Here is a 21815-nt window from a genome sequence, read left to right as displayed (position 1 = left end):
GGCGCCGGCCGGGATATCAACTTGATGGCGGGCGTGCAGACCGGCTCGGCGTACGACGAGACCCATTACAAGACCACAGGGTTCATGTCGTCGAAGACGACGCACACCAAGACAGCCCGCGACTGGGAGCAATCCCTGGCCACCACCTTCACTGGCGACACCGCCGTGCTGATGGCAGGCCGCGACTTGAACGTATCGGGCTCGAATGTCGGCGCGCAGAAAGATCTGGTGATGTCCGCCGAGCGCGACGTCAACATCCTGCCCGGCCAGGACGCCCAGGACGGCTACGACTACAAGATGGTCAAGAAATCCGGCTTTGGCGCCATGGGCGGGTTCAGCTTTGGCACCAGCAAACAGACGGACTCGCTCGACAGCAAGAAGGTCTTCCACAATGTCAGCACCGTGGGCAGCGTCGAAGGTGATGTCCTGATCAATGCCGGCAACGCGCTGAACATCACCGGCAGCAACGTCATCGCCCGCCAAGGCGACATCACGCTGATCGGCAAGGAAGTCAACATCGGCGCCGCGCTGGACACTACCCAGGAGCGCGAATTCCATGAGATCAAGCAGACGGGGCTGACGCTCACGGCGAGCAACCCTGTCGTCAGCTCCGTGCAAACGGGGGTGCGCATGGCCGATGCGGCGAGCAAGTCAGATAACGCCGTCATGCAGGGCCTGGCGGGAGTCACCACAGGATTAGCGGCAGTCAATGCCTACGACGCGGTGCAAGCGTCATCCAAGGCAGCCGCTGCGGCCGAAGCAGCCAAGCCGGGCTCCTCCAACGAAATCGACAAGCTCGGCGGCGTCAGCATCAAGCTCAGCCTGGGTAGCAGCAAGAGCAGCAGCACGACCGATCGCAACGCATCAAATGCTTTCGGGTCGACCGTCGCCGCAGGCAAGGACCTGACCATCGTTGCGCAAGGCGCGGGCAAGGACTCGGACATCACCGTCACGGGTTCGACGCTGTCGGTCGGCAACAACGCGGTGCTCAAAGCCGAAGGTGACATCGTGCTGGAGGCTGCGCGCAACGCCTTCGAGCAAAAGACCACCAGCAAGAGCAGCAGCGCCAGCATCGGTATCGGCTACTCCACTGGCGGCCAGCAAAACGGGTGGACGCTCGAACTGGGTGCGTCCGTGGGTCGAGGCAACGCCAACGGTAAGGACGAAAGCTGGACCAACACCAACGTCACTGCGGGCAATGTCCTGGCGATCCAGTCCGGCGGCGACACCACGCTTAAAGGCGCTTCGGGCAAAGCCGACCAGATCATCGCATCGGTCGGCGGCAATCTGTTGCTGGAGAGCTTGCAGGACAGCAGCGAATACGACTCCAAGAACAAAAGCGCGGGCTTCGGCCTGACGCTGTGCATCCCTCCGTACTGCGCGGGCTCGAGCAGTGTCTCGGCCAACGCCAGCACCGGCAAGATGAACAGCAACTTCAAGACCGTGACGGAGCAGACGGGTTTGTGGGCAGGCGACGGCGGCTTCCTGATCGACGTCAAGAACAACACCACGCTCATCGGCAGCGTCATCGCCAGCAGCGACAAGGCGGTCGCCGACGGTCTCAACAAACTTACGACTGGGACGCTGGTCACTGAAGATCTAAAGAACACGGCGCGCTACAGCGGCAGCCAGGTGTCGATCGGAGGCGGGTTCGGGTTTGGCGGCGCTAAAGCGGGCGATTCAGGCCTGGGCACAACCAAGGGCGGCGAGGTCGCCGGCGGCGCGAGTAAAGATGCGGGGACGTCCATTTCCACGGGCAGTAGCGGCTTTGGAATGGGTACACCGATCGTGGTCGCAGCCAGCGGCAACAGCAGTTCAACGACGCAAAGCGGCATCAGCGGCGGCACGATCGTTATTCGTGATGAGGCGGGGCAGTTAGCGCTGACCGGCAAGACGGCTGCGGAGGCGATTGCTTCATTGAACCGGGATACGTCGGATACGTTGAATGCGCTTAAGCCGATCTTTGATAAGGAGAAGATCGAAGCGGGGTTTGAGATTGCGTCGGAAGCCCAGCGGCAGGCAGGGCAGTTCTTGACGAATCGGGCGAAGGAAATTGACGCGCTGAAGGCGAGGGCAAAGGACCAGACGCTGTCACAGGCTGAACGGGATCAGGCTGCTGTGGCGGCGGACAAGCTTAATGGAGAGTGGGGGCCGTCTGGTACCTATCGCCGCATTTTGGGCGCGATCTCCGCGGAGGCAAGCGGTAACGTGACAGGTGGCGGTGCTGGCTTCGTGCAAGCGGCAGCTGTGAATTATCTCCAGAGTTTGGGCGTGTCGCAGGTGAAGAAGCTCGCCGATTCCATGGGCTCTGGGGCAGACTCGGATGCGGCGCGCGCCCTTCTGCATGGGGTTGTGGCGTGCGCGGGAGCCTCGGCAAGCAGCGGAAATTGTGCCGCTGGTGCCATGGGGGCTGCGGCAAGTTCAGTGCTGGCCAAACTGATAAGCGTGGCTTCGGGAGATGAACTGTCGTCGGAGGAACGAGAAGCACGGGGAAACTTGATTGCCAGTATTGTGGCTGGTATGTCCGAAGCAATTTCTGTGGACACCTCCACGAGCACTATTGCTGCGGTGACTGAGTTGACGAATAACGCTCTAACTCTGTCCCAGATTAAGCAATTTGAAGCAGAAGCGACTGCCTGCGAAGCGATCGGCAATTGTGATCAGGTACAGCAAAAGTTTCGCGAGCTAAGTATAGAGACTCGGGAAGTCATGATAGCTGTATGTGCCGACGATCCAAACGCCTGCAGGGAACGTTTTGGCGAGTTTGTTGAGCAGTCTGCCGAGTACCGAAAGCAGTTAGACAGGTTGCTCGGCATGGATCTTCCAGATGCTCTCAAAGATGACTTGGGCGTTTATTTCATACAGAACGCCGAAGCGGCTAGCGTCGTTATTCACACTGAAATTGCCGTTGATCTGCAAAACCGATATGGTGTGAGTCCGGAGGTGGCCGAAAGGGCTATCCTGGTGGGTAGTGCGGTTGCTGGCGCGATAAAGGGTGCAAAAGCGTCAGGTGGTGCAGTAAAGCTAACGTTTGACGAGGGTACCCCGGACTTGGACAACGCCAGCTGGCCTAGATTATGGACAAGGGTCGGTTCAAGGAAACAGAGTTTTGCATGTTTTAGAGCATGCGAAGCCGAACCCAGCCAAGACAACGCATAGCGTCTTTAGTATGGATAGAAGAGAAATATTAAGAGTTGTCGATGAGGCATGGCTTAAGAAAGGTAGTCCCGTCGTCGGTGATCCGGGTGCATATGTTGTCCCGATGGGCCGACCCATCGGCACTTTGGGGGAAACGAATATTAAAATTATTGTTCGGCCTGGGACCAATCAAGTGATTACCGCCTATCCTGTTAAGTAGAAGGATTTATATGTTGTGTCCTAGGTGTGAGCAGGGAGATATTGTCAAGGCCAGGATCATAGCTGGCGATACTTGCTTGTTCGTGTGTCAAGAGTGTGAGGCATCATGGTTTTTATACGAAGATATCGGAGTCAAGGACTTTGTCGATTTTGGGACCTATATGGAGAGTTTAGGGCTGCAACCACTATGGAGTGAGATCAAAATCATTCCGGAGTAGGTGCAAGAGGGACTGGTGCAGGCGAGTGAATCGCTACGGTTTTCGCGCACGCCGTTTGGTCAAAGTGGAATAGCCTCGTCGGCCGGTTTGCCGAGTCGGTTGTAATGGTTTGCCGCAGCGTCAGCAGGGGAAATCTAGCCGTCCGATAAGTGCAGGCGCTCGGTATAGCATAGCGGATGCTGACGTATCGCGATCCCCTATCGCAGTCGTGGATCAGAGATGCCATGCTGTCGGGCATATAGCCCCTGCTCCAGCGCATCGAACACGAAGTTTTTCGTCATGGATTTGCTTACTCGCCAGCCGAGGTGTGCCGAGCGTAAACGTCGATGACGAAGGCCACGTACAGCCAACCCTTCATGTTGAGACGTAGGTGAAGACCGAGGCCCACAACTGAGTCGGCTGTTCGGCTGGAACTGCCTGTTGGGTACATGCAGCCGTTGCTGCGCCTGGGCACCGGATATGGCGCGGCGTCCGCGACAGACACGTACAAGCCAATGACCATCATCGAGTATGCGTTGAAGGACGCTGATGTAAATGCGCTGATGTCGCGCAGTTTTTCTCGGGTCTACGGGAAATCCGACCAGACTTTCCTTGCGTATCCTGGCCTGCTTGAAGACTATGAAGAGGCGTACAGGGAGCTTGGCACGAGACACCATTCCTGGAGCGAACCGGTGTACTCCGAGATATTCTTGTTTCCCGATTCCAATTCCGCTTCCGCGGAGTAACCAAGAAGTTTCGCTGCCGACAACCACCCTCGTCGTTAGCACCGCCAATGCCTAGGCGATCCGGCCGGTGGGACGGCTTGTGTCACGTCGGCACGCCCGGCGACTCATCAAACTGCCATCCCGCCGGCCGCCACGCCAATTCATGTGTAGGCGCAATTCCCTCCAAAAGCGCCTCATCATGCGAGACCACCACCATCGCACCGGGATACTCCCGGAGCGCGTCCATCAGCGTCTCCGCCGACTGAATATCCAGATGATTGGTCGGCTCATCCAGCATTAGCAATTGCGCGGGCGTCTTCCGCCACAACGCGCACGCCAGCGCAGCCTTGAGGCGTTCCCCTTCACTCAATGTCGCTGCGGGCGCACTGACCAGCTCAGGCCCTAGGCCCAGCAATGCCAATCGACTGCGAAGCTCGCCTTCCGCTAACGTGGCGCCCAGCACCTGCAGCGTCTCCAGCAGCGATTTGTCTTCCTTCATAACGGACGCCCGCTGATCCAGCATGGCGGTCGGCACGCGGACGTCGCATACGCCTGCGTGCGGCGCCAATTCCCCAGCCAGCATGGACAGCAACGTACTCTTGCCGCATCCGTTCGGCCCGCGAATGGCCAACCGGAACGGGCCAGACAGCGTCACCGTTAACGCACATGCTTCCACTGGATAGGGCGGTTTCGCATGCTCCAGATGCAGCACGCGGCGACCTTGTGGCACGGCGGTTTCGGGCAAGGCCAGTGCGATGCCTGCCGATTGATCGATTTGCGCAGCGGCCTGCCTTACCGCATCGTCCAACGCGGCAACGGTCTCTTGCCGCCGGATATTCTCACGGCCGGCATGAGCTTGGGCGTTGGCCTTCTTCATGCCCAGCAGGATCGGCGCCTGGTTTGCATCCCGGGCCTTGCGGGCGTGGCGGGCGGTGCGTTGTTGTTGGGCATCGTGCTGTTGGCGCAGTGCGCGCAGGGTCACAGTGCGTTCGTTGCGTGCGTGAGCCAGGGACGCTTCGAGCGCGGCGGCTACGCAGTCCCGGTGGGCGCGGTAAGCGGCGTAGTTACCGGCATATGCGGTGAGTGTGCCGCGATCCAGTTCGACAATGCAGGACATGGCGTCCAGCAGCGTCCTGTCATGACTGACGACGATCAAGCCGCCGCGCCAGGCGGCGGTCTGGTCCATGAGCCAGCAGCGTGCGCCTGCGTCCAGATGGTTGCTGGGTTCGTCCAGCAGCAGGGCGTCGGGGTTCTGCATCAGGGCGCCTGCGAGTGCGACGCGCGTGAGCTCGCCGCCGCTGGCAATCGAGGCGGGGTGCTCGGGCTGCCACGCGGGCAAGCCGGCGTCGGCCAGCATGCGGGTCCATTCATCACGGATGCGCCAATGGCCTTCGGCCAGATCGAAGTCTGACTGGCGAGTGCTGCCGGCTTCGATGTTGGACAAGGCCTGCAAGATCGGCGCAATGCCGGCGACGTCCGCCAATGTGGTGGCGGCGGTTCGCGGTTGTTCCTGAGGTACGTACGCGATGCGGCCGCGGCGGATAATGCGGCCAGTTTGCAAGCCCATGGCGCCGTGAGCCAATTGCATCAGCATGGACTTGCCCGCACCGTTGCGGCCGATGAGGCCATAGCGAGTGCTGCCGTCAAAGTCGTGGCTGACGTCATTGAGCAGAATGCGTCCATCCGGCAGCGCATGGCTGACGTGACGCAGACTGAGGAAAGGCGCCGAGGATTGCGGCTGGGAATGCGCCGGTGCGGGCGCGCGGGAAGACTGGGCCATAAGAAGCTCTCCGGATTCGATAAGACGCGTTGCGCGCAGCGCAAGCGGTGATCTGGGGGAGGGCTTAGAGGGTCATGGCCGGACGGGTCTCCACGATGTGGGAATGAGGGGAATTCGAGCAACGCGCGGCGGGAAAGTTCCTGGGCGCATTGTGCGCAGTTTATTTCAAATGCGGGCCGATGACTGGCCTACGTGACTGCCACCAGCGGGCTGCCGGCGCCCGAAGCACGAGGCGAATATAAATGCGTGGTTGGCAACCGATACACCGCGCCGCGCTTCAACGAGTGACCGGCAACCATTAGACCGCGCCGCCTTGTCGGCGGGCAACCGCCGAAAGCGCCATCGCTTCTACCGCGTACCCCTTCAATCTTCCAGCATCCGCAGATCCGGCGGCCGGTTCTCGATGATCGCTTCCATGCTGAAGAATCCCGTCACCGTCGACAACTCGAAGTCCGTGATCAGCTTCTGATAGAACCGGTCGTATCCCACCATGCCGCGGCACACGACTTTGATCAGGTAGTCCCAATCGCCGCCAATGCGATAGAACTCCGTCACCTCCGGCAGGCGCTCGACGTGCTTTCGGAAGCCATCAGCCCAGGCCTTCGCGTGGTGGCTGGTGCGGATCATGACGAAGACGGTGAGGTCCAGGCCCAGCGCAACCAGGCTGACTTCGGCCCGCGTGCCGCGGATGATGCCGCAGGCATTCAATCGTTGAAGCCGTCGCCAGCAGGCGTTCTGCGACAAGCCGACCTGATCAGCAAGCTCGCGCTGCGACAGGGCGCCGTCTTTTTGCAGGCAGGAGATGATGCTCAGATCAAGTTTGTCTATTTTTTCCATAAATTCGATCATATGACCCGTTTTCATGAACTTATGGCAAAAAAACGGTGATGTTTCATCAAGGCATCCATCGTATGATATTTGCGTACTTTTCGGATCCATCCCGCCATGAATATGCCTTTTGCCGAGGCGCCTGTACGCGTCCCGGCTTCGCCGTTGCAGCAGTTTCAAGACAGCCTGAAGTCTTCCGATATCGCGGCAGCGCTTGCCGACGGGCTTATCGGCAAGGACGCCTTCATTGACGGGCCCTTCGGGTCCAAGCCTTTGGTTTACGCGGATTACGTCGCATCGGGCAGGGCGCTGATGCAGGTCGAACGCTTTGTGCTTGAACAGGTGCTGCCGTATTACGCCAATTCGCACACCGAGGCTTCGTTCTGCGGCGGCTTCATCACCCGGCTGCGGCGCGAGGCCCGCGCCGTCATCGCGCGGTGCTGCGGCGCCGGCGATGAGCATGCGGTGATTTTCTCGGGGTCGGGCGCAACGTCGGGTATCAACCGGCTGGTGAATCTGTTCGGCGTGAACGCGGCGGTGGCTGCCGGCCGGAAGGTTCGGGTCATCATCGGACCGTACGAGCATCATTCGAATATCCTGCCGTGGCGCGAATGCGGCGCCGAGATCGTTGAACTGGCAGAAAGCCCCGAAGGCGGCCCGGATCTGGCGCAGTTGGCGCGGGCGCTGGACGCGCCGAAAGATGCGCTGGTGGTCTGCGCGCTGTCGGCGGCGTCGAACGTGACGGGCATCGTGGCGGACGTCGCGGGCATCACGCGACGTGTGAAGGCTGCCGGCGCGAAGATGTTGTGGGACTATGCGGGCGGCGCGCCGTACCTGCCCATCCGGATGTCGCCGGCGCCGGATGCGCAGATCGACGCTATCGTGTTTTCACCTCATAAGTTCATCGGCGGTCCTGGGGCCTCGGGCGTGTTGATCGTGCGCCGCGACGCAGTGCTCGACACGACGCCGACCTGGCCGGGAGGCGGCACGGTGAAGTTCGTTTCGCCTGTGGGACATGATTACAGCGGCAGTCTGGAATCTCGGGAAGAAGCGGGTACGCCGAATGTGGTGGGGGACATCCGCGCTGCACTGGTAGTGCTGGTGAAGGAAGCGCTGGGCGCCGAATTCATGCAGGAGCGCCATGCGCACTTCGTGCAGCGCGCGCTTTCCGCCTGGAAGGGCGCGGAGCGTCTGGAGCTGCTAGGGTCGTTGACGGCGAACCGTTTGCCGATCTTCTCTTTCCGGGTGCGCGACGGCAAGGGCGGGTTTGTGCATCAGCAACTGGTGACGCGCATGTTGAGCGATCGCTTCGGCATTCAGGCGCGCGGCGGATGCGCTTGCGCGGGACCTTACGTGCATCGTCTGCTGGATATCGACGACGCACAGTCGCTGCAGATGCGGCAGGCCATCATGGACGGCCGCGAGATCGAGAAGCCCGGCTTTGTGCGGTTGAATTTCAGCGCGCTGCTGTCTGACGCTAAGGCGGATTTCATTCTGGAATCGGTGCTTGCGTTGGCGGCCGACGCGCCGGAGTACGAGTCCTTGTATGGCTTTGATCCCAGCCGCGCGATTTTCTTTCCGCGCGATGCCGGCAAGCAGGCGGCGTAAGAGCCAGGTAGTCGATTGACCGCGAACGTGGCCGCTCGAGCGGCCACAATCGCAATGTCTTACCGTTATCAGTCTTTCATGTGCAGGCCGCAGGTCCGGATCCACGAGGCTTTCATGCCGCTAAGATCGTCAGACGCGCCCGTCAGCGTGCGCGTAACCTGATCCGAAAACTGCACGCCGTTGCGGCGGCACGCTTCGAAGTCGTCGCTCAAGGCAAAGCGCGCGTCCAACAGGTCCAACCGGCCCTGGCACAGCTCCCGATTCAGTTCCAGATTATTTGAGGCTTCGCGCGTGCGCTGGATGTCCTGTGCCTGTTTGATGCGGGCCAGTTCGGCATCGACGCGGGCGACGCAGCCTTCGTCGGCAGATGCGGGCGTGCTGGCGCATGCGGCGATGATGAGTAGAACGGCGAGGGGCGGGCGGTGCAAGACGGCCATGCGGAAGAACCTTCGTGGTGCGCAATGAATGGCTTGCATCATAACTGCTGGCTAAAGTTTCTTGCCTTGCGGCCGTTAACGCCGGGACAGCGTCTAGCGGCCACAGGGGGCCAACTCCATGTTCAATATCATTTCCATCGTCCTCACGATCATTGCGTTGATCGCCTGGGCCGTGCATCGTCAGCAGAAGCGGCACAAGGCGTTGTTGGCGAAGTTTCGCGAACACAATCAGCGATTGGGCACGGCGTTTCCGGAAGACAGCGTCGACAGCGAGTTGATTCTGAGCGACAAGGACAAGAAGGTCGTCATCGCGTTTGACCCGCAAAGCCAGAAGTTGTGCATGGTGGATGGCGCAAAGGATCCGGGCGAAGTCCTGGACTTTTCCTATATCCGAAAGTGGCAGCTCAAATGGACTGAGAAGTCAGGCAGCGGAAACCTGTCGTTCCTGAACGTGCACTTCGACTTTTCCACCAACGACCTCAAACGGCCATTGATCCGTATTCCGGTCGCGGGCAAGGCTTACGGCGACACATGGAATAGCCGACTGGGAATTCTTCTGCAGACGTGACGCACCGTCGGAATGGGACGAGGATGCCCCCGGAGTAGCCAGACCCCCGCTGGGTCTGCCGGCCGTCGAAGAGGCGGTGGGGAAGGCGTGGACCGCCCGCGTTATGATTCCCGATCATTTGGAGCTTTGGGGCAGGTGTGCGTTACGTTCGCGATCATTGGGAGTACATGACCACCCCGGGCCGGTATCCCGGCATCGATGTGCTGCGAGCAATCGCAGTGTCGCTAGTGGTCCTATTTCATGCGAACGCCATTAGGATTGGCTGGGTCGGCGTGGATCTGTTCTTCGTCCTGAGCGGCTTCCTGATTGGCGGCATGCTCCTCGAAAAGATCGGGGCCGGAAAGCTCTCAATGTGGGAGTTTTACAGTAGGCGGGCGTTGCGGATACTCCCGATCTACTATTTCATGATCTTGATGTACTACTTTTTCAAGGCTGGTGCGCCCGCCTTGGACTGGCCCGCTATTAGAAACATGCTGTACGGGGGTCTGTTTCTCCAAACCACGGGGCCGTATTTTTTCCCAAATCTTATCCGGGTTGACCCCCAATTCATCGTGGATGGGTCGTGGTCATTGGTGATCGAAGAAATGTTCTACCTGATCGCCCCACTTGCGCTCGTACTTGCATTCAAGGTCACCAAGAACAACCTGAAAAACGTGACACTCATCGTGTTCTTGGTCGCGCTGGCGGGGATGGCGGCAAGGCTTTGGGTAACGTTTGACTACGCTCCGAATGACGGTAGGTACTTCGGCACGTTCATCCAGTTTCACATGAGATTTGACGAGTTGGCAGCCGGCGTCGTGGCCGCAGGCATCGTCTTGCAAGGCTGGAACGTACGGAGGTGGTCAGCCGTGCTACTGGCGACGTCCGCCGCGCTGTGGTGCCTATTTGGCGCCTTCATGCTCGCCAACCCCGCTTTTCTGGCCGCGCCGTATACGATTACTGACGCGACAGTCTGGCTACCTACACTCTTCGGGGCTGCGGGCGCCCTAGCGCTGCTGGCGGTGTATTGGTGGCCCTGCCGGTCGAAGCTGGTGGTCTTCATTGCCAGGTTGTCGTACCCGCTCTATCTGGTTCACCTGCTCGTGTTCCAGGTCGTCAAACGTTATCGCGGAACGGGATTCTGGGCGGCCATTGACTCGCATTTCGGAGCTTTCGGCGTGTTCACGCTGATGATTGGCGTGTCGGTCGTACTAGCCTACGCCGTATCTTTGCTTGTAGAGTTTCCATTCTTGCGGGCATACAAGGGCCGCAGGCCCGCGCTGGCCAACCATTCCCCAGGGTTCGCCGCCTCCACCAAATAGCGCATGTCTAACCGCCTTCGGGCGGCTCTTCGTGCGGGGGATTAATCCCACGGTTCATTGTGGTAGAACGGGACCGATGGTGCCACGCTCTGTTGTCTGCGTGACCGGATTATCTGGCGCGCTACCTTCCGCCCATACTTGGGCACCAGTTTGTCCAACTCATCATTGTGGAACCAGCGCGCCTTGGCACGTCGCAGCACCAGTAGTACGACGATGGCGCAACCGATTAGCGCCACGTTCACCTGGATAGGTGCGAACGCCAATTCGTAGGCATGGGATAAGACATCCTGAAGACTGTAATTGGTCATCTTGATCGCCCGGATGTAACGAAACCGACATCAATAAAGTCCAACAGCTGACACATTATCCAGCCCGCCGCAAGCGGGCTTTTTTATGCTCGATTGCGGGCGTTGTTCAAGTCCCCAATTTGTGGAACTTGTAAATGGCTGGCCCGCGTGTGACGCAAGCACAGAGAGTATCCGCAAGTCGCTCTCTGTGGCAATGGCTACTGGTCCAGAGGCCGCCTGGGCGCTGGGATTAGGGACGAAGCAGGCCATAGGACACTGGGCAAAAAGCCAGTTTACCGTTGTCTAAAACTGTCCTACCGTCCCTTCCAGATCCATGGCTTATGAAACCTGAGTGGCTTCCTTTCAAACTGCCAGCGGACACCCCTTCTGTTTTATCAACGCTTGACGACGGAGATGAAAGAGAATGACAAACACGCTTATCAGTGTCGATCTGGAACAATCCCCCTACGAAAACAAGCACATCCACAACCGCTGGCATCCGGATATTCCGATGGCAGTGTGGGTGAAGCCCGGGGACGATTTCATTTTGGAAACCTATGACTGGACGGGCGGCGCGATCAAGAATGACGACAGTGCCGATGACGTGCGGGACGTGGATTTGTCGACCGTGCATTTTCTGTCCGGGCCCGTGGGGGTGGAGGGTGCAGAGCCGGGCGATCTGCTGGTGGTTGATCTGCTGGATATCGGCGCCAAGCCGGACAGTCTGTGGGGATTCAACGGATTTTTCAGCCGCAACAATGGCGGCGGCTTCTTGACGGACCATTTTCCGCACGCACAGAAATCGATCTGGGACTTTCACGGCATGTTCACGTCGTCCCGGCACATCCCTGGCGTCAATTTCGCGGGCTTGATCCATCCTGGGCTGATCGGCTGCCTGCCTGACAGAAAGCTGCTGGACGAATGGAACCGGCGCGAGCAGGCCCTGATCGATACCAATCCAGATCGCGTGCCGCCGCTGGCCAATCCGCCAGCACCCAAGACCGCGCACGTGGGGGCCTTGCAGGGCGCCGACCGCGACCGCGCAGCGGGCGAGGGGGCGCGCACGGTTCCGCCGCGCGAGCATGGCGGCAATTGCGACATCAAGGATTTGTCGCGCGGGGCGCGGGTGTTCTTTCCGGTGTATGTGAAGGGCGGCGGCCTGTCGGTGGGGGATCTGCATTTTTCGCAGGGCGATGGCGAGATCACGTTTTGCGGCGCCATCGAAATGGCCGGCTGGGTGCACATGCGCGTATCGCTGATCAAGGGCGGCATGGACAAGTATGCGATCCGCAACCCCATCTTCAAGCCCAGTCCGATCACGCCGGCCTATAAGGACTTTCTGATCTTCGAGGGAATTTCCGTCGATGAAGCGGGCAAGCAGCATTATCTGGACGTGAATGTGGCCTACCGGCAGGCGTGCCTGAACGCCATCGAATATCTGAAGAAGTTCGGCTATTCGGGCGCGCAGGCTTATTCGCTGCTGGGGTGCGCGCCGGTGCAGGGGCACATCAGCGGCGTGGTGGACATTCCCAATTCGTGCGCCACGCTCTGGCTGCCCACCGAGATCTTCGACTTCGACATCCAGCCGTCCGCGAGCGCTCCCGTCAAGCACATCAAGGGCGATGTGGACATGCCGCTGTCGCGCGATCTATAGGAGACGACGATGCCGATGTATGACTATGCGTGCGCCGACTGCGGCGCATTTGCCGCGTTGCGGCGGTTGGCGCAGTGGCGGGATCCGGCGGCCTGCCCGCAGTGCGGGGCGCTGTCGGACCGCATTGTGGGCGGTGCCCCAGCGGTGTCGGCGCTGTCCTCGGCCATGAACCGGGCGCATGCGGCGAACGAGCGCAGCGCCAATGAGCCGCGCAGCACGCGCGCGGGGCATGGCATGAACTGCGGGTGCTGCGGCAGTGGGCGGTCGCGGGGAAGAACGCGCACATCGCGAGATGGCGCAAAGTCATTCGCGGGCGCGCGGCCCTGGATGATCAGTCACTAACGCACGCTGCGGCCCGGGTGCCTCTGCATGAAGGCGCCCGGCGTGCGGTGAGGCAGGTTGTCGCGAGGCAGCCTAGGCCTGGGCTTGCGCCGCCGGTTCCAGCGGCGCCACGGCGGCGCCCTGGATCTTGTGGCGTGCGAGCGCTTCGGCGACAAACCCGGATTTCTTCATGGCTTCCACGTAGGCGGCCAGGTAGGCGCTGGCATTGGCGCCGCGGCTCTTGGGCACGCCCATGGCCTGGCGGATCAGCATGAAGTGACCGTCCAGAAGGCGCAGCCCGCCCAGACGCTGCGCGTCGGCTTCGAGCTGTTGCTTGACGCCCGCGGCGACCTCCATGTTTTCCTGCACGAAGGTGTCGACGACGGCGGGCGAGGTCGGGGCGCGAAAGATCTCGGCCTGTTTGAGTTCGCGCGTCAGGTACAGGTCATAGGCGCTGCCCTTGCCGACCACGACGCGGTGGCCGGCGCGGTCGACCTCGTCCTTGTTGACGATGGGCGAGTCCTGGCGCACCAGGTAAGCGCCTTCGATAACGACATACGGGGCGGTGAAGGCGATCTGTTCGCCGCGCAGCGGGTCGATCGCGAAAAAGCCTACGTCGGCCTGTTCGGCGGCGACGGCATTGACGGATTCGCCGGCGGACTTGAAGACCACCAGTTCCAGCTTCACGTCGAGCCGGCGCGCGAGTTCAGTGGCCAGGTCCACCGACACGCCACCAGGCTGGCCGGTGGCGGGATCGGTGTTGGCGAGGATGGGATTGCCCAGGTTGATGGACGCGCGCAGCACGCCTGTCGGGGCGAAGGCAGACAGCATTTCGTGATCGGTCTTCATGGCTTCCTTGCTGGATGAAACGCGCCGCCGGGCGCGGTCGATGCCAGAGGATAGCCTCAAAGCCGGCGGCGGCGCGATGGCTTATTGCACGCGGCGCAGCACGTAATGCGCCGCGAGCGGGCCGGTGGGGCGCGTGCCGTCGCGGTAGAGCATCGTTACCTGGTTCTCGCCGACGAAGTAACGCTGGCTATCGCCTGCGGCGTCCAGCCGGATCGTGCTGCCGTCAGACTCCCAACTGAAGGTGCCCGTCACGATCTCGGGCTGCGGCTGGCGGTCCAGGTACTGGGTCAGCTTTTCGTAGCGGCCATCCTTCATCAGCGTCAGGCGGGCGCGGATGCCGGGGCAGTCGGCGCAGGGCAGGGTGCCTTCGTAGCTGCCGGGCCAGTCCAGGGAGTCGCGGGAGGTGTGGTGGTCTACCGGCACCGATCGGGCGGTGATGGGCTTTGACGGGGCGCAGCCGGCGAGCAGCGCAAGACTCAGGGTGCAGGTCAGGGTGGTTTTCATCATGGCGAGCTCCTGTGTGACGGACTGGCTTATTGGCTGATCTAAGATGGCCAGACGCGTCTTCACGATACGGACAGTAACGGGCCCATGCTGAAACGGGATGTAAGGCCGATGCGTGTCATAAACATCCAACCGGCACGGGCAGGCGTGCGCTAAGCTCGGCCTTCCTTGCGCGTGCGTTGGCATCACAGGCTGCCGGCGCAGCGATAGCGGCACAAGGCGACAGGGCCACGAGGCGACAAGGCAACAGGACCACAAGGCAACAGAACCACAAGGCAACAGGACTACAGCATGAAAGGCGAACATCACTACAGCGTTACCGTCGAATGGACCGGCAACACCGGCGCCGGTACGGCCGGCTACGCGGCCTATTCCCGCGACCACGTCATCCAGGCCGCCGGCAAGCCCGAGGTGCCGGGATCGTCGGACCCCGCCTTCCGCGGCGATGCCTCGCGCTGGAATCCCGAAGACATGCTGGTGGCCTCGCTATCGGCGTGTCACAAGCTCTGGTATCTGCACTTGTGCGCGGTCGAAGGGGTGACCGTGCAGGCCTATCGGGACGAGGCCGAAGGCGTCATGCGGGAAGATCCCGAACGCGGCGGCGCGTTTGCATCGGTCACGTTGCGGCCCCAGGTCACCATCGGCGCGGGCGACGACGCCGCGCTCGCGGAACAGCTGCACGAACGCGCGCATCACTTCTGCTTCATTGCCAATTCGGTGAATTTTCCGGTACGGTGCGAGCCGCGCATTGTGATCCAGTCCTCCACCTGACGCCATTCCCATGACATCCGCCCTGATCGTGATCGACGTGCAACGCGCGTTGTTCGAAACCTCACCGCCGCCCTTCGAGGCCGCGCAGGTGCTGGCCCGCATCAATGCGTTGGCCGAACGCGCCCGTGTGGCCGGTGCGCCGGTCGTTTACGTCCAGCATGAAAGTCCCGGGTCCGAACTGGCGCATGGTGAGCCGGGATGGGACCTGGATACGCGCCTCGCGCCGGCCGCTGATCTCTTTACCGGCGGTGCGTCGCGATGAATGTGATGGATCCCGAACTGCTGGCGCTGCTAGTGACGCGCGACATGCCGTTCGGCAAGTACAAGGGCAGGTTGATCGCCGACCTGCCCGGACCGTATCTGGCGTGGTTCGCGCGCAAGGGCTTTCCGCCGGGAGAGCTGGGCCGCTTGCTGGCCTTGATGCACGAACTGGATCACAACGGTTTGTCATCGCTGCTGGATCCGCTGCGCAAGACCCGGCGCGCATCCTGAGACCCGCCGCGGAAACCGCAGGAAACAACTGGCGGGGATGATGTTGCGTCTTGGCACGACGCCTGCCATCCACCGGGGATACGATTAGGCGGTGCGCCCGGCCCTCGGCCCGGGCGCTGACTCATCTAACCGAGGTCGCCATGAACAAAAAACACGTATCCGCTTTCCTGTTTGCCGCCTTGTGCGCGGCGGGCGCTGCCCAGGCCCAGAACGTCGCGCCCGGCGCCACGCAGGAGATGCAGTTTCCCTCGGCCCAGGGCAGCCTGTCGCCACCCTCGACGCTGCGCATGACCGTAACGCCCGAAGCCCCGCCGCCCGCACCGATCCGCGACACGCCCCAAAGCCAGGCCGAGTTCCAGCGCTGCCGTACGGTGTCGGACCGCGCAGCCACGTCGAATGCGCAGATGCAGGCCGGCGTCGAGCAATGTCTGCGCGAACTGGAGCAGCGCCGCCAGCAGCAATAAGCCCCTAGGGGAATCCAGGGCCGGAGCCAGAGCGGGTACACTTGTGCGCCGTTTTGCTCTAAGCGCCTGAATTCCCATGATTTCCACCGCCTGCGGCGTCGACTTCGGCACCTCCAATTCCACCGTCGGCTGGAGCCGTCCCGACCAACATGCGCTCCTCGCGCTGGAGGACGGCAAGACCACTTTGCCGTCGGCCATCTTCTTTCACGACGAGGACGCCGAGGTCAGCTATGGCCGCGCGGCCATCTCCGACTACCTGGCGGGCTACGACGGGCGCCTGATGCGCTCGATGAAAAGCCTTTTGGGCAGCTCGCTCATCGACGGCTCGACGGAAGTGCAGGGCCGTTCCATCCCTTTCCGTGTCCTGCTGACGCGCTTCATCGCTGAATTGAAGGCGCGCGCCGAGACCGCCGCCGGGCGCGGCTTTACCCGTGCCGTGCTGGGCCGTCCGGTGTTTTTCGTGGACGATCATCCCGCGTCCGACAAGACGGCGCAGGACACGCTGGAAGAGATCGCGCGTAACGTCGGGTTTACCGACATCGAGTTCCAGTTCGAGCCGATGGCCGCCGCTTTCCACTATGAGTCGCAGATCAGCCGCGAGGAACTGGTGCTGGTGATCGACATCGGCGGGGGGACGTCGGACTTTTCGCTGATCCGGCTGGGGCCGGACCGCGCAACCAAGCCGGACCGCCGCGACGACATCCTGGCCTACGGCGGCGTGCATATCGGCGGGGTGGATTTTGACAAGCAATTGAGCCTGGCGCACGTGATGCCGCTGTTGGGCCTGGGCAGCCAGTTGCGCAGCGGTAAGGACGTGCCGTCGACGCAATACGGCAACCTGGCCTGCTGGCACACCATCAACCAGGCCTACACGCGCAAGGCGGCCGAGCATTTTGCCTATATCCGCGCCGAGGCCGGCGACCGCCAGAAGATCGATCTGCTGCTGAACCTGGTGAAGGAGCGTGCGGGCCACTGGGTGGCGGTGCAGGTGGAAGAAGCCAAGATCGCGCTGTCCGAGGCGCCCGCCGCGCGCATCGACTTGTCGCGCGTGGCGCCGGATCTGGGTGTCGAGGTGACGCGCCCGTCGTTCGACGCCAGCGTGGGACGCTTGATCGACAAGGTCGAGACCACCGTGGGCCAGTTGCTGCGCGATGCGGGCGTGTCGACGGCGGACGTGGATACCGTGTTCTTCACGGGCGGCTCAAGCCGTGTGCCGCGCCTGCGCGAAAGCGTGTCCCGGCTGGTGCCCGAGGCGCGCAGCGTGGAAGGTGACCTGTTCGGCAGCATCGGCGCGGGTCTTGCGCTGGATGCCGCGCGCAAGTTCGGCTGACCGGCCGCCGGCGGGGCGGTGGTAAGCTGCCAGGCGTGCCGGCAACGGCTCGCCGCTCCTCCCAGTTTCCGATCCAGACGTCCTCATGACCCGACCCGCCGATACCCATCTCGTCGAAACGCTCCTCGAAAGCGAGGCCCCGTATGACGGCAGCTTCCTGAAGATCCGCCGCGATACCGTCAGCCTGCCCAACGGCCATACCGGTATCCGCGAGTACGTGGTGCACCCGGGGGCGGTGGTGGTGATTCCGCTGCTCGACGACGGCCGGGTGCTGCTCGAGCGGCAGTTCCGATATCCCGTCGGCCGCGTGATGACGGAATTTCCCGCGGGCAAGCTGGATCCGGGCGAGGATCCGCTGGTATGCGCCAAGCGGGAACTGCTGGAGGAGACGGGCTATACCGCCGGCCAGTGGGCCCATGCGGGCGCCTTGCACCTGGCCATCGCCTATTCCACTGAAATCATTCACATCTTCTTTGCGCGCGGCCTGCGGGCAGGCGAGCGCCAGCTCGACCAGGACGAATTTCTGGACGTCATCAGCAAGCACCCCGAGGAGCTGCTGGCGGCGTGCAGCCAAGGCGAGGTCACCGACGCCAAGACGCTGACCTGCGTACTGTGGATGCAGAACGTGCTGTCCGGCGCCTGGAAGCTGGACTGGCAGGACAACGTCGCCTGAGCGGCGGCGGGCAGCCTGACGACGATGTGCTCGCACCCGGTTCTCGTCCAGCCCTTGGGCCTGCGCTTTGACGCGCCGGCCGGCACGTCCGTGCTGTTGGCGGCGCAGGCTGCGGGCATCAAGCTGCCCAGTTCGTGCCGCAATGGCACCTGCCGCGCCTGCATGTGCCTGATGCTGGACGGATCGATCGTGTACGGCATCGAATGGCCCGGCCTTTCGCGCGATGAAAAGGAAGAGGGATGGATCCTGCCGTGCGTGGCCCAGGCGACGTCGGCGCTGGAAATCCAGGCCCCCGGCGCTGCGTTGATCGAGACCGCGCCGCCCGCGGTTCGCCCGCTTACCGGCGCCAGGCGCTGACCGCGGCGACCGGCAACAGGGTCGCCGCCATGCCTGCGGCCATTCCTGCCGCCATGCCCATCACCATTCCCCAAAACGGCGCAGCGCCCAGCGCCTGCGCTGTCTGAACGCCCAGGCGCGCGCCCAGCACCATACCGATCGCCATGAGGACCAGGCAGAGCACCCGGCTTGCCAGCGGCGGTTCGCCGGCTTGCAGCCGCAGCCAGAGCCATCGGATCCGAGGCATTCGGGACCAAGGCAATTGAACCCAGGGCCATCGAGTCCCGGCCAGCTGGGACCAGGGCAGCAGCGCCGCCAGCGCCATCGCGGCCGAGCTGGCCGGCATCAGCACGACGTGCCGCCATGCCAGTTGCGCCAGCGTTGCCGGCGCACCGCACTCGCTGGCCAACAGCGCGGCGGGCGTGCGCCACGTGTCCACAATCAGTCCGGCGCCCATGGCCGCCAGGCACACCAGCCACAGGCCAGCCATGCCGGCCGTGGCCCGCGGCCTAGCGGTGGTCGTGGCAGGCTTGGCGCGGGGTGTCGCCGTATCGGTCATGGTGGCGCACCCAGTCGCGAACATCGAAATACGGGCCGTTTTCGTTGCGGCCGAGCGGCGCGATGTCGAGGTAGTTGTAGGCCCCCGCCAGGCGCTCCACGCCGCGTTCGAAGGCCGAGTAGGTGTGAAAGATTTCGCCGTCGGGATCACGGAAGAACGCGCTGGCCCCTGGACGTTCCTCGACGGCGCCATCCGCCTGCGGCACGGAGGCTTCGAAGTCGAAATTGAAATCGCTGCCCGCTGACGAGTACCAGTCAAACTGCCAGCCCATGCGGGCCTGGAAGGCGGCCAGCCGGGCATACGGCGCGCGCGAGACGGCCACCACCGTCACGTCGTGGTGCCGCAGGTGCATGAGCGCGCTGTCCAGATGATCGGCCAGCAGCGAGCAGCCCACGCACCCGTCCTCCCAGTCCGGACTGAACATGAAGTGGTAGACGATGAGCTGGCGCCTGCCGTGGAACAGGGCATCCAGTCCTTGCATGCCGTGCGCGCCTTCAAAGGTGTACGGCTTTTCCACTCGCACCCACGGCAGCGCCATGCGGTCGCGGGCCAGGGCGTCCGAGGCGTGGGTCAGTTCCTTTTCGCGCCGCAACAGCGCCTCGCGGGCAACGGTCCATTGGGGGCGGGATACGACGGGATGATCGGTTTGCATCGTGCGTCTCCTTTGCGTGCCGGGCGCTTGGACCCGGGGGTCAAGTTCGGATCCGGCGTACGGATCCGGGGCGCCAGGTTCAGGCCCTGCCGGCCAGGTGGTCCGCCAGCCGGTCCATGGCGCCGGACCAGCCATTCTCGTGGCCGTCGCGGGTGGGCTCGTCGACGAACGGTGCCTGCAGGAAGGCAAGCTCGGTGCCCCCGTCTGCCGAGGTGAAGTCCAGCGTAATCAGTGAGGTTTCCTGCGGTGTGTCGCGCCACGCCCAGGTGAACACCAGACGGCGATGCAGCGCGACTTCCTGGTAGCGGCCGCTGGCGTAGTGTTCCCCGCCGTCTGCGGTGATGAAGCCGACTTCATAAGCGCCGCCCACGCGCACGTCGGTTTCGGCCAGCAACACGCGTTGCGTGCCTGCCGGGCCGAACCAGCGCATCAGCGCTTGCGGGTCGGTCCAGGCTCGCCAGACGCGTTCGACGGGGGCGTCGAAGCGGCGCTGGAGCCGCAGCTCGAGGGGGGAGATTCGGTTTTCCATGGGTGGATTTCCTCTTCGTGATAGAGATATCGCGCCAGCGAATCCAGTTGGCCGGTCCAGAACCTTTCGTACCGTGCCAGCCAACCGGCGGCGGCGCGCATGGGTTCGGGAGACAACGTGCAGCGCACGACCCGCCCGTCCTTGGCGCGCGCGATGAGGCCGGCCTCTTCCAGCACCCGCAGGTGTTTCATAAAGGCGGGCAGGGACATGGCGTGGGGTCGGGCCAGCGTGCTGACCGAGGCGGAGCCCTGTTCCAGGTCCGCCAGCACCCGGCGGCGCGTGCCATCCGCCAGCGCGGAGAAGATGGCATCGAGAGCATCATCATTTAACTTAACCATAAGGTTAAGTTTTAGGTCTGCCGCAAGCGCGTGTCAAGCGCGATGGCTTCGGACTTTCCCTAGGGGTGAAGCGCGTTACTTGCCGCGCGGCTTGATGATGTCGCAGGCCGCGGCGGTGTTGCTGGCCGGGGCGTCGCCGCCCAGCAGCGCTCGCACGCCGCAGACCGAGCCGAACATGCGCTTGCCGTCGTGGCCCACGCCGCCGACTTCGAAGGCGCTGTGACGCAGGGGGACGGGCTTGGAGCCTCGGGCGGCCAGCACGTGCTCGTACTGGACGTAGCCCGTGCCGCGCGCGAGCCGGGTGGCGCCCTGGGCTTCGGCGCCGCAGGCTTTGTCCAGCAGCCGGTGCTCGGGGTTGTTGTCCGCGCCGCCCAGCAGGTAGACCACATCGCGCGCCGCGTAGCGCACGAAGAGGCGGGAATCGTCGGATTCGCCGGCGTAGGCGGGCAGCTTGTCCGTGCCGTACTTGTACTGGTTGTAGGTGGGGCAGATGCCGCGCTCGTAGGGCGCGTAGCCCTTGCCGTCGGCGCGTGGCCGTTCGTTGGTCAGGTACAGGTAGGAAGAGGGGTTGGCGACCACGTACCGCAGGGTCAGGCCGTCGCGTCGCAACACCCCGTCCACGTTGTTCAGCACCGCATACCGGTGCACCAACTGCGCGCCGGCCGAATGGCCGGCAAGCACCAGGCCGGCGAGCGACGGCAGGCGCTTGCGGTCGTCCAGGCTGCGCAGCAGGTCGTCCAGAACCTGGAACGAGGTGACGGGGGCGGGCCGGCCCGTGGCCTGGACGCTTTCCTGGCCGTCTTCCCAGCTGGCCTTGCGCCAGGCGGCCATGCCCGCGAAGCCCGAGTCGATCGAGCCGGAAAACCGCGGGGCCAGCACCAGCGTGTCGCCCGCGCGCGCCGGGTCGGCGGCGACCAGCGCGGCGGCGGTTTCGTAGTAGTTGTCGGCGTCGCGCTTGACGCCGTGGATGACGATGAGCACTTGCTTGATGCCGCGCAGGTCGTCCTTGGCCAGATCCCGGTTGGCGTAGACCGGCATCTTGTACCGGTTTCCGGGGCGGCCCAGTTCAACCGCCTGCCAGCGCAGCGGCGCTGCGCGCTTGGGCACGGGCGTGGCTTCGTCGTAGTCGTAGGGGTCGGGCAGCGGCGTCTGCGCATGCGCAGCGCAGCAAGCCAGCAGGGTGGCCAGGGCGAGCGAGGCCGCCAGCGCCGTGCGGGTCAGGGAAGTGGCAGGCGCGCGGCGCATGGCGCGGCGA

At 63.0% G+C, this 21815-nt stretch carries 24 protein-coding genes and 1 pseudogene; 14 read left to right on the top strand and 11 right to left on the bottom strand.

All coding sequences use genetic code 11. The features are described from left to right. Positions 1-24 precede the first annotated feature (24 nt). On the top strand, positions 25-3159 hold the full coding sequence (locus tag B2W22_RS09495) for a hemagglutinin repeat-containing protein (protein ID WP_286937330.1): 3135 nt from the start codon (positions 25-27) through the stop codon (positions 3157-3159). 582 nt (positions 3160-3741) lie between these two features. Here B2W22_RS09495 and B2W22_RS09490 read toward each other — a convergent pair. Further along, positions 3742-3983, bottom strand: a pseudogene (locus B2W22_RS09490) (DDE-type integrase/transposase/recombinase); the annotation flags it as partial. 20 nt (positions 3984-4003) lie between these two features. Between B2W22_RS09490 and B2W22_RS09485 the strand changes: the two are divergent. Next, a complete protein-coding gene (locus B2W22_RS09485; RefSeq protein ID WP_175123363.1) occupies positions 4004-4300 on the top strand; it encodes a hypothetical protein in 297 nt (98 codons plus the stop codon). Between the two features lie 82 nt (positions 4301-4382). Here B2W22_RS09485 and B2W22_RS09480 read toward each other — a convergent pair whose 3' ends face one another. Beyond that, the gene (locus B2W22_RS09480; RefSeq protein WP_286937328.1) at positions 4383-6059 is read right to left on the bottom strand and encodes an ABC-F family ATP-binding cassette domain-containing protein; all 1677 of its coding nucleotides are present in this window, start codon (positions 6057-6059) and stop codon (positions 4383-4385) included. Positions 6060-6422: 363 nt separating this feature from the next. Continuing rightward, on the bottom strand, positions 6423-6908 hold the full coding sequence (locus B2W22_RS09475) for an Lrp/AsnC family transcriptional regulator (RefSeq protein ID WP_175123698.1): 486 nt from the start codon (positions 6906-6908) through the stop codon (positions 6423-6425). Between the two features lie 144 nt (positions 6909-7052). Here B2W22_RS09475 and B2W22_RS09470 point away from each other — a divergent pair, with 144 nt between their 5' ends. Further along, complete coding sequence (locus tag B2W22_RS09470) at positions 7053-8495, top strand: aminotransferase class V-fold PLP-dependent enzyme (protein WP_286937326.1); 1443 nt, start codon at positions 7053-7055, stop codon at positions 8493-8495. Between the two features lie 68 nt (positions 8496-8563). Here B2W22_RS09470 and B2W22_RS09465 read toward each other — a convergent pair whose 3' ends face one another. Continuing rightward, positions 8564-8932, bottom strand: a complete 369-nt coding sequence (locus B2W22_RS09465) for a hypothetical protein (RefSeq protein ID WP_286937324.1) — start codon at positions 8930-8932, stop codon at positions 8564-8566. A 118-nt stretch (positions 8933-9050) separates the two neighbouring features. Here B2W22_RS09465 and B2W22_RS09460 point away from each other — a divergent pair, with 118 nt between their 5' ends. From B2W22_RS09460 to B2W22_RS09445, 4 genes are all read left to right on the top strand, one after another. Next, complete coding sequence (locus tag B2W22_RS09460) at positions 9051-9500, top strand: hypothetical protein (RefSeq protein ID WP_286937323.1); 450 nt, start codon at positions 9051-9053, stop codon at positions 9498-9500. A 167-nt stretch (positions 9501-9667) separates the two neighbouring features. Beyond that, the gene (locus B2W22_RS09455; protein WP_286937322.1) at positions 9668-10801 is read left to right on the top strand and encodes an acyltransferase family protein; all 1134 of its coding nucleotides are present in this window, start codon (positions 9668-9670) and stop codon (positions 10799-10801) included. A gap of 711 nt (positions 10802-11512) precedes the next feature. Continuing rightward, complete coding sequence (gene fmdA, locus B2W22_RS09450) at positions 11513-12742, top strand: formamidase (RefSeq protein WP_286937320.1); 1230 nt, start codon at positions 11513-11515, stop codon at positions 12740-12742. A 9-nt stretch (positions 12743-12751) separates the two neighbouring features. Next, positions 12752-13084 (top strand): zinc ribbon domain-containing protein, encoded by a 333-nt coding sequence (locus tag B2W22_RS09445; RefSeq protein ID WP_175138432.1) that lies wholly within the window; start codon positions 12752-12754, stop codon positions 13082-13084. A 72-nt stretch (positions 13085-13156) separates the two neighbouring features. Here the strand turns inward: B2W22_RS09445 and B2W22_RS09440 are convergent, their stop codons facing one another. Both B2W22_RS09440 and B2W22_RS09435 read right to left on the bottom strand, forming a co-directional pair. Beyond that, positions 13157-13912: an ABC transporter substrate-binding protein gene (locus B2W22_RS09440; protein WP_286937317.1), complete on the bottom strand. Its 756-nt coding sequence runs from the start codon at positions 13910-13912 to the stop codon at positions 13157-13159. An 81-nt stretch (positions 13913-13993) separates the two neighbouring features. Then, positions 13994-14419 carry a copper resistance protein NlpE gene (locus B2W22_RS09435; protein ID WP_175123544.1) on the bottom strand — a complete coding sequence of 142 codons (426 nt, stop codon included), beginning with the start codon at positions 14417-14419 and terminating at the stop codon, positions 13994-13996. A 288-nt stretch (positions 14420-14707) separates the two neighbouring features. Here B2W22_RS09435 and B2W22_RS09430 point away from each other — a divergent pair, with 288 nt between their 5' ends. The 7 genes from B2W22_RS09430 to B2W22_RS09400 all read left to right on the top strand — a co-directional run bounded on the left by B2W22_RS09430 (position 14708) and on the right by B2W22_RS09400 (position 18503). Further along, on the top strand, positions 14708-15187 hold the full coding sequence (locus B2W22_RS09430) for an OsmC family protein (protein WP_175183885.1): 480 nt from the start codon (positions 14708-14710) through the stop codon (positions 15185-15187). Positions 15188-15197: 10 nt separating this feature from the next. Continuing rightward, positions 15198-15449: an isochorismatase family protein gene (locus B2W22_RS09425; RefSeq protein ID WP_175123542.1), complete on the top strand. Its 252-nt coding sequence runs from the start codon at positions 15198-15200 to the stop codon at positions 15447-15449. Positions 15450-15454: 5 nt separating this feature from the next. Next, positions 15455-15679: a DUF3820 family protein gene (locus tag B2W22_RS09420; protein WP_175138444.1), complete on the top strand. Its 225-nt coding sequence runs from the start codon at positions 15455-15457 to the stop codon at positions 15677-15679. A gap of 140 nt (positions 15680-15819) precedes the next feature. Continuing rightward, entirely contained in the window at positions 15820-16143 is a 324-nt protein-coding gene (locus B2W22_RS09415) for a hypothetical protein (RefSeq protein ID WP_175123541.1), read from the top strand. Between the two features lie 76 nt (positions 16144-16219). Next, positions 16220-17473 carry an Hsp70 family protein gene (locus B2W22_RS09410; RefSeq protein WP_175138428.1) on the top strand — a complete coding sequence of 418 codons (1254 nt, stop codon included), beginning with the start codon at positions 16220-16222 and terminating at the stop codon, positions 17471-17473. An 85-nt stretch (positions 17474-17558) separates the two neighbouring features. Then, the gene (locus tag B2W22_RS09405) at positions 17559-18146 is read left to right on the top strand and encodes an NUDIX domain-containing protein (RefSeq protein WP_175123539.1); all 588 of its coding nucleotides are present in this window, start codon (positions 17559-17561) and stop codon (positions 18144-18146) included. Between the two features lie 24 nt (positions 18147-18170). Beyond that, positions 18171-18503: a 2Fe-2S iron-sulfur cluster-binding protein gene (locus tag B2W22_RS09400; RefSeq protein ID WP_175138426.1), complete on the top strand. Its 333-nt coding sequence runs from the start codon at positions 18171-18173 to the stop codon at positions 18501-18503. Here B2W22_RS09400 and B2W22_RS09395 read toward each other — a convergent pair. From B2W22_RS09395 to B2W22_RS09375, 5 genes are all read right to left on the bottom strand, one after another. Further along, positions 18484-19041: a hypothetical protein gene (locus B2W22_RS09395; RefSeq protein WP_246282940.1), complete on the bottom strand. Its 558-nt coding sequence runs from the start codon at positions 19039-19041 to the stop codon at positions 18484-18486. The two genes, B2W22_RS09400 and B2W22_RS09395, sit on opposite strands and share 20 nt — an antisense overlap. Beyond that, positions 18992-19693 (bottom strand): DUF899 domain-containing protein, encoded by a 702-nt coding sequence (locus B2W22_RS09390; protein WP_175123536.1) that lies wholly within the window; start codon positions 19691-19693, stop codon positions 18992-18994. The genes B2W22_RS09395 and B2W22_RS09390 overlap by 50 nt, the downstream gene beginning before the upstream one ends. A gap of 79 nt (positions 19694-19772) precedes the next feature. Next, positions 19773-20222 carry an SRPBCC family protein gene (locus tag B2W22_RS09385; RefSeq protein ID WP_175123535.1) on the bottom strand — a complete coding sequence of 150 codons (450 nt, stop codon included), beginning with the start codon at positions 20220-20222 and terminating at the stop codon, positions 19773-19775. Next, positions 20123-20560, bottom strand: coding sequence for an ArsR/SmtB family transcription factor (locus B2W22_RS09380; protein WP_175123534.1), 438 nt, complete (start codon positions 20558-20560; stop codon positions 20123-20125). The genes B2W22_RS09385 and B2W22_RS09380 overlap by 100 nt, the downstream gene beginning before the upstream one ends. A 75-nt stretch (positions 20561-20635) precedes the next feature. Continuing rightward, a complete protein-coding gene (locus tag B2W22_RS09375; protein ID WP_286937311.1) occupies positions 20636-21805 on the bottom strand; it encodes a hypothetical protein in 1170 nt (389 codons plus the stop codon). Between the last annotated feature and the right edge of the window lie 10 nt (positions 21806-21815).

Source organism: Achromobacter sp. UBA4530 (genome assembly GCF_002388205.1).
Taxonomy (GTDB): domain Bacteria; phylum Pseudomonadota; class Gammaproteobacteria; order Burkholderiales; family Burkholderiaceae_B; genus Achromobacter; species Achromobacter animicus.
The sequence above is the reverse complement of the archived record's forward strand: the minus strand, read 5'-3'. Positions and strand labels throughout refer to the sequence as shown.

Excerpts from the sequence above, each read along its gene's own strand:
- B2W22_RS09480 (WP_286937328.1), bottom strand. The coding sequence starts at position 6,059 with ATGGCCCAGTCTTCCCGCGCGCCCGCACCGGCGCATTCCCAGCCGCAA.
- B2W22_RS09455 (WP_286937322.1), top strand. The coding sequence starts at position 9,668 with ATGACCACCCCGGGCCGGTATCCCGGCATCGATGTGCTGCGAGCAATC.
- B2W22_RS09460 (WP_286937323.1), top strand. The coding sequence starts at position 9,051 with ATGTTCAATATCATTTCCATCGTCCTCACGATCATTGCGTTGATCGCC.
- B2W22_RS09475 (WP_175123698.1), bottom strand. The coding sequence starts at position 6,908 with ATGATCGAATTTATGGAAAAAATAGACAAACTTGATCTGAGCATCATC.
- B2W22_RS09435 (WP_175123544.1), bottom strand. The coding sequence starts at position 14,419 with ATGATGAAAACCACCCTGACCTGCACCCTGAGTCTTGCGCTGCTCGCC.
- B2W22_RS09495 (WP_286937330.1), top strand. The coding sequence starts at position 25 with ATGGCGGGCGTGCAGACCGGCTCGGCGTACGACGAGACCCATTACAAG.
- B2W22_RS09445 (WP_175138432.1), top strand. The coding sequence starts at position 12,752 with ATGCCGATGTATGACTATGCGTGCGCCGACTGCGGCGCATTTGCCGCG.
- fmdA (WP_286937320.1), top strand. The coding sequence starts at position 11,513 with ATGACAAACACGCTTATCAGTGTCGATCTGGAACAATCCCCCTACGAA.
- B2W22_RS09375 (WP_286937311.1), bottom strand. The coding sequence starts at position 21,805 with ATGCGCCGCGCGCCTGCCACTTCCCTGACCCGCACGGCGCTGGCGGCC.
- B2W22_RS09465 (WP_286937324.1), bottom strand. The coding sequence starts at position 8,932 with ATGGCCGTCTTGCACCGCCCGCCCCTCGCCGTTCTACTCATCATCGCC.
- B2W22_RS09395 (WP_246282940.1), bottom strand. The coding sequence starts at position 19,041 with ATGACCGATACGGCGACACCCCGCGCCAAGCCTGCCACGACCACCGCT.
- B2W22_RS09380 (WP_175123534.1), bottom strand. The coding sequence starts at position 20,560 with ATGGTTAAGTTAAATGATGATGCTCTCGATGCCATCTTCTCCGCGCTG.
- B2W22_RS09415 (WP_175123541.1), top strand. The coding sequence starts at position 15,820 with ATGAACAAAAAACACGTATCCGCTTTCCTGTTTGCCGCCTTGTGCGCG.
- B2W22_RS09430 (WP_175183885.1), top strand. The coding sequence starts at position 14,708 with ATGAAAGGCGAACATCACTACAGCGTTACCGTCGAATGGACCGGCAAC.
- B2W22_RS09420 (WP_175138444.1), top strand. The coding sequence starts at position 15,455 with ATGGATCCCGAACTGCTGGCGCTGCTAGTGACGCGCGACATGCCGTTC.
- B2W22_RS09405 (WP_175123539.1), top strand. The coding sequence starts at position 17,559 with ATGACCCGACCCGCCGATACCCATCTCGTCGAAACGCTCCTCGAAAGC.
- B2W22_RS09485 (WP_175123363.1), top strand. The coding sequence starts at position 4,004 with ATGCAGCCGTTGCTGCGCCTGGGCACCGGATATGGCGCGGCGTCCGCG.
- B2W22_RS09400 (WP_175138426.1), top strand. The coding sequence starts at position 18,171 with ATGTGCTCGCACCCGGTTCTCGTCCAGCCCTTGGGCCTGCGCTTTGAC.
- B2W22_RS09440 (WP_286937317.1), bottom strand. The coding sequence starts at position 13,912 with ATGAAGACCGATCACGAAATGCTGTCTGCCTTCGCCCCGACAGGCGTG.
- B2W22_RS09390 (WP_175123536.1), bottom strand. The coding sequence starts at position 19,693 with ATGCAAACCGATCATCCCGTCGTATCCCGCCCCCAATGGACCGTTGCC.
- B2W22_RS09385 (WP_175123535.1), bottom strand. The coding sequence starts at position 20,222 with ATGGAAAACCGAATCTCCCCCCTCGAGCTGCGGCTCCAGCGCCGCTTC.
- B2W22_RS09410 (WP_175138428.1), top strand. The coding sequence starts at position 16,220 with ATGATTTCCACCGCCTGCGGCGTCGACTTCGGCACCTCCAATTCCACC.
- B2W22_RS09425 (WP_175123542.1), top strand. The coding sequence starts at position 15,198 with ATGACATCCGCCCTGATCGTGATCGACGTGCAACGCGCGTTGTTCGAA.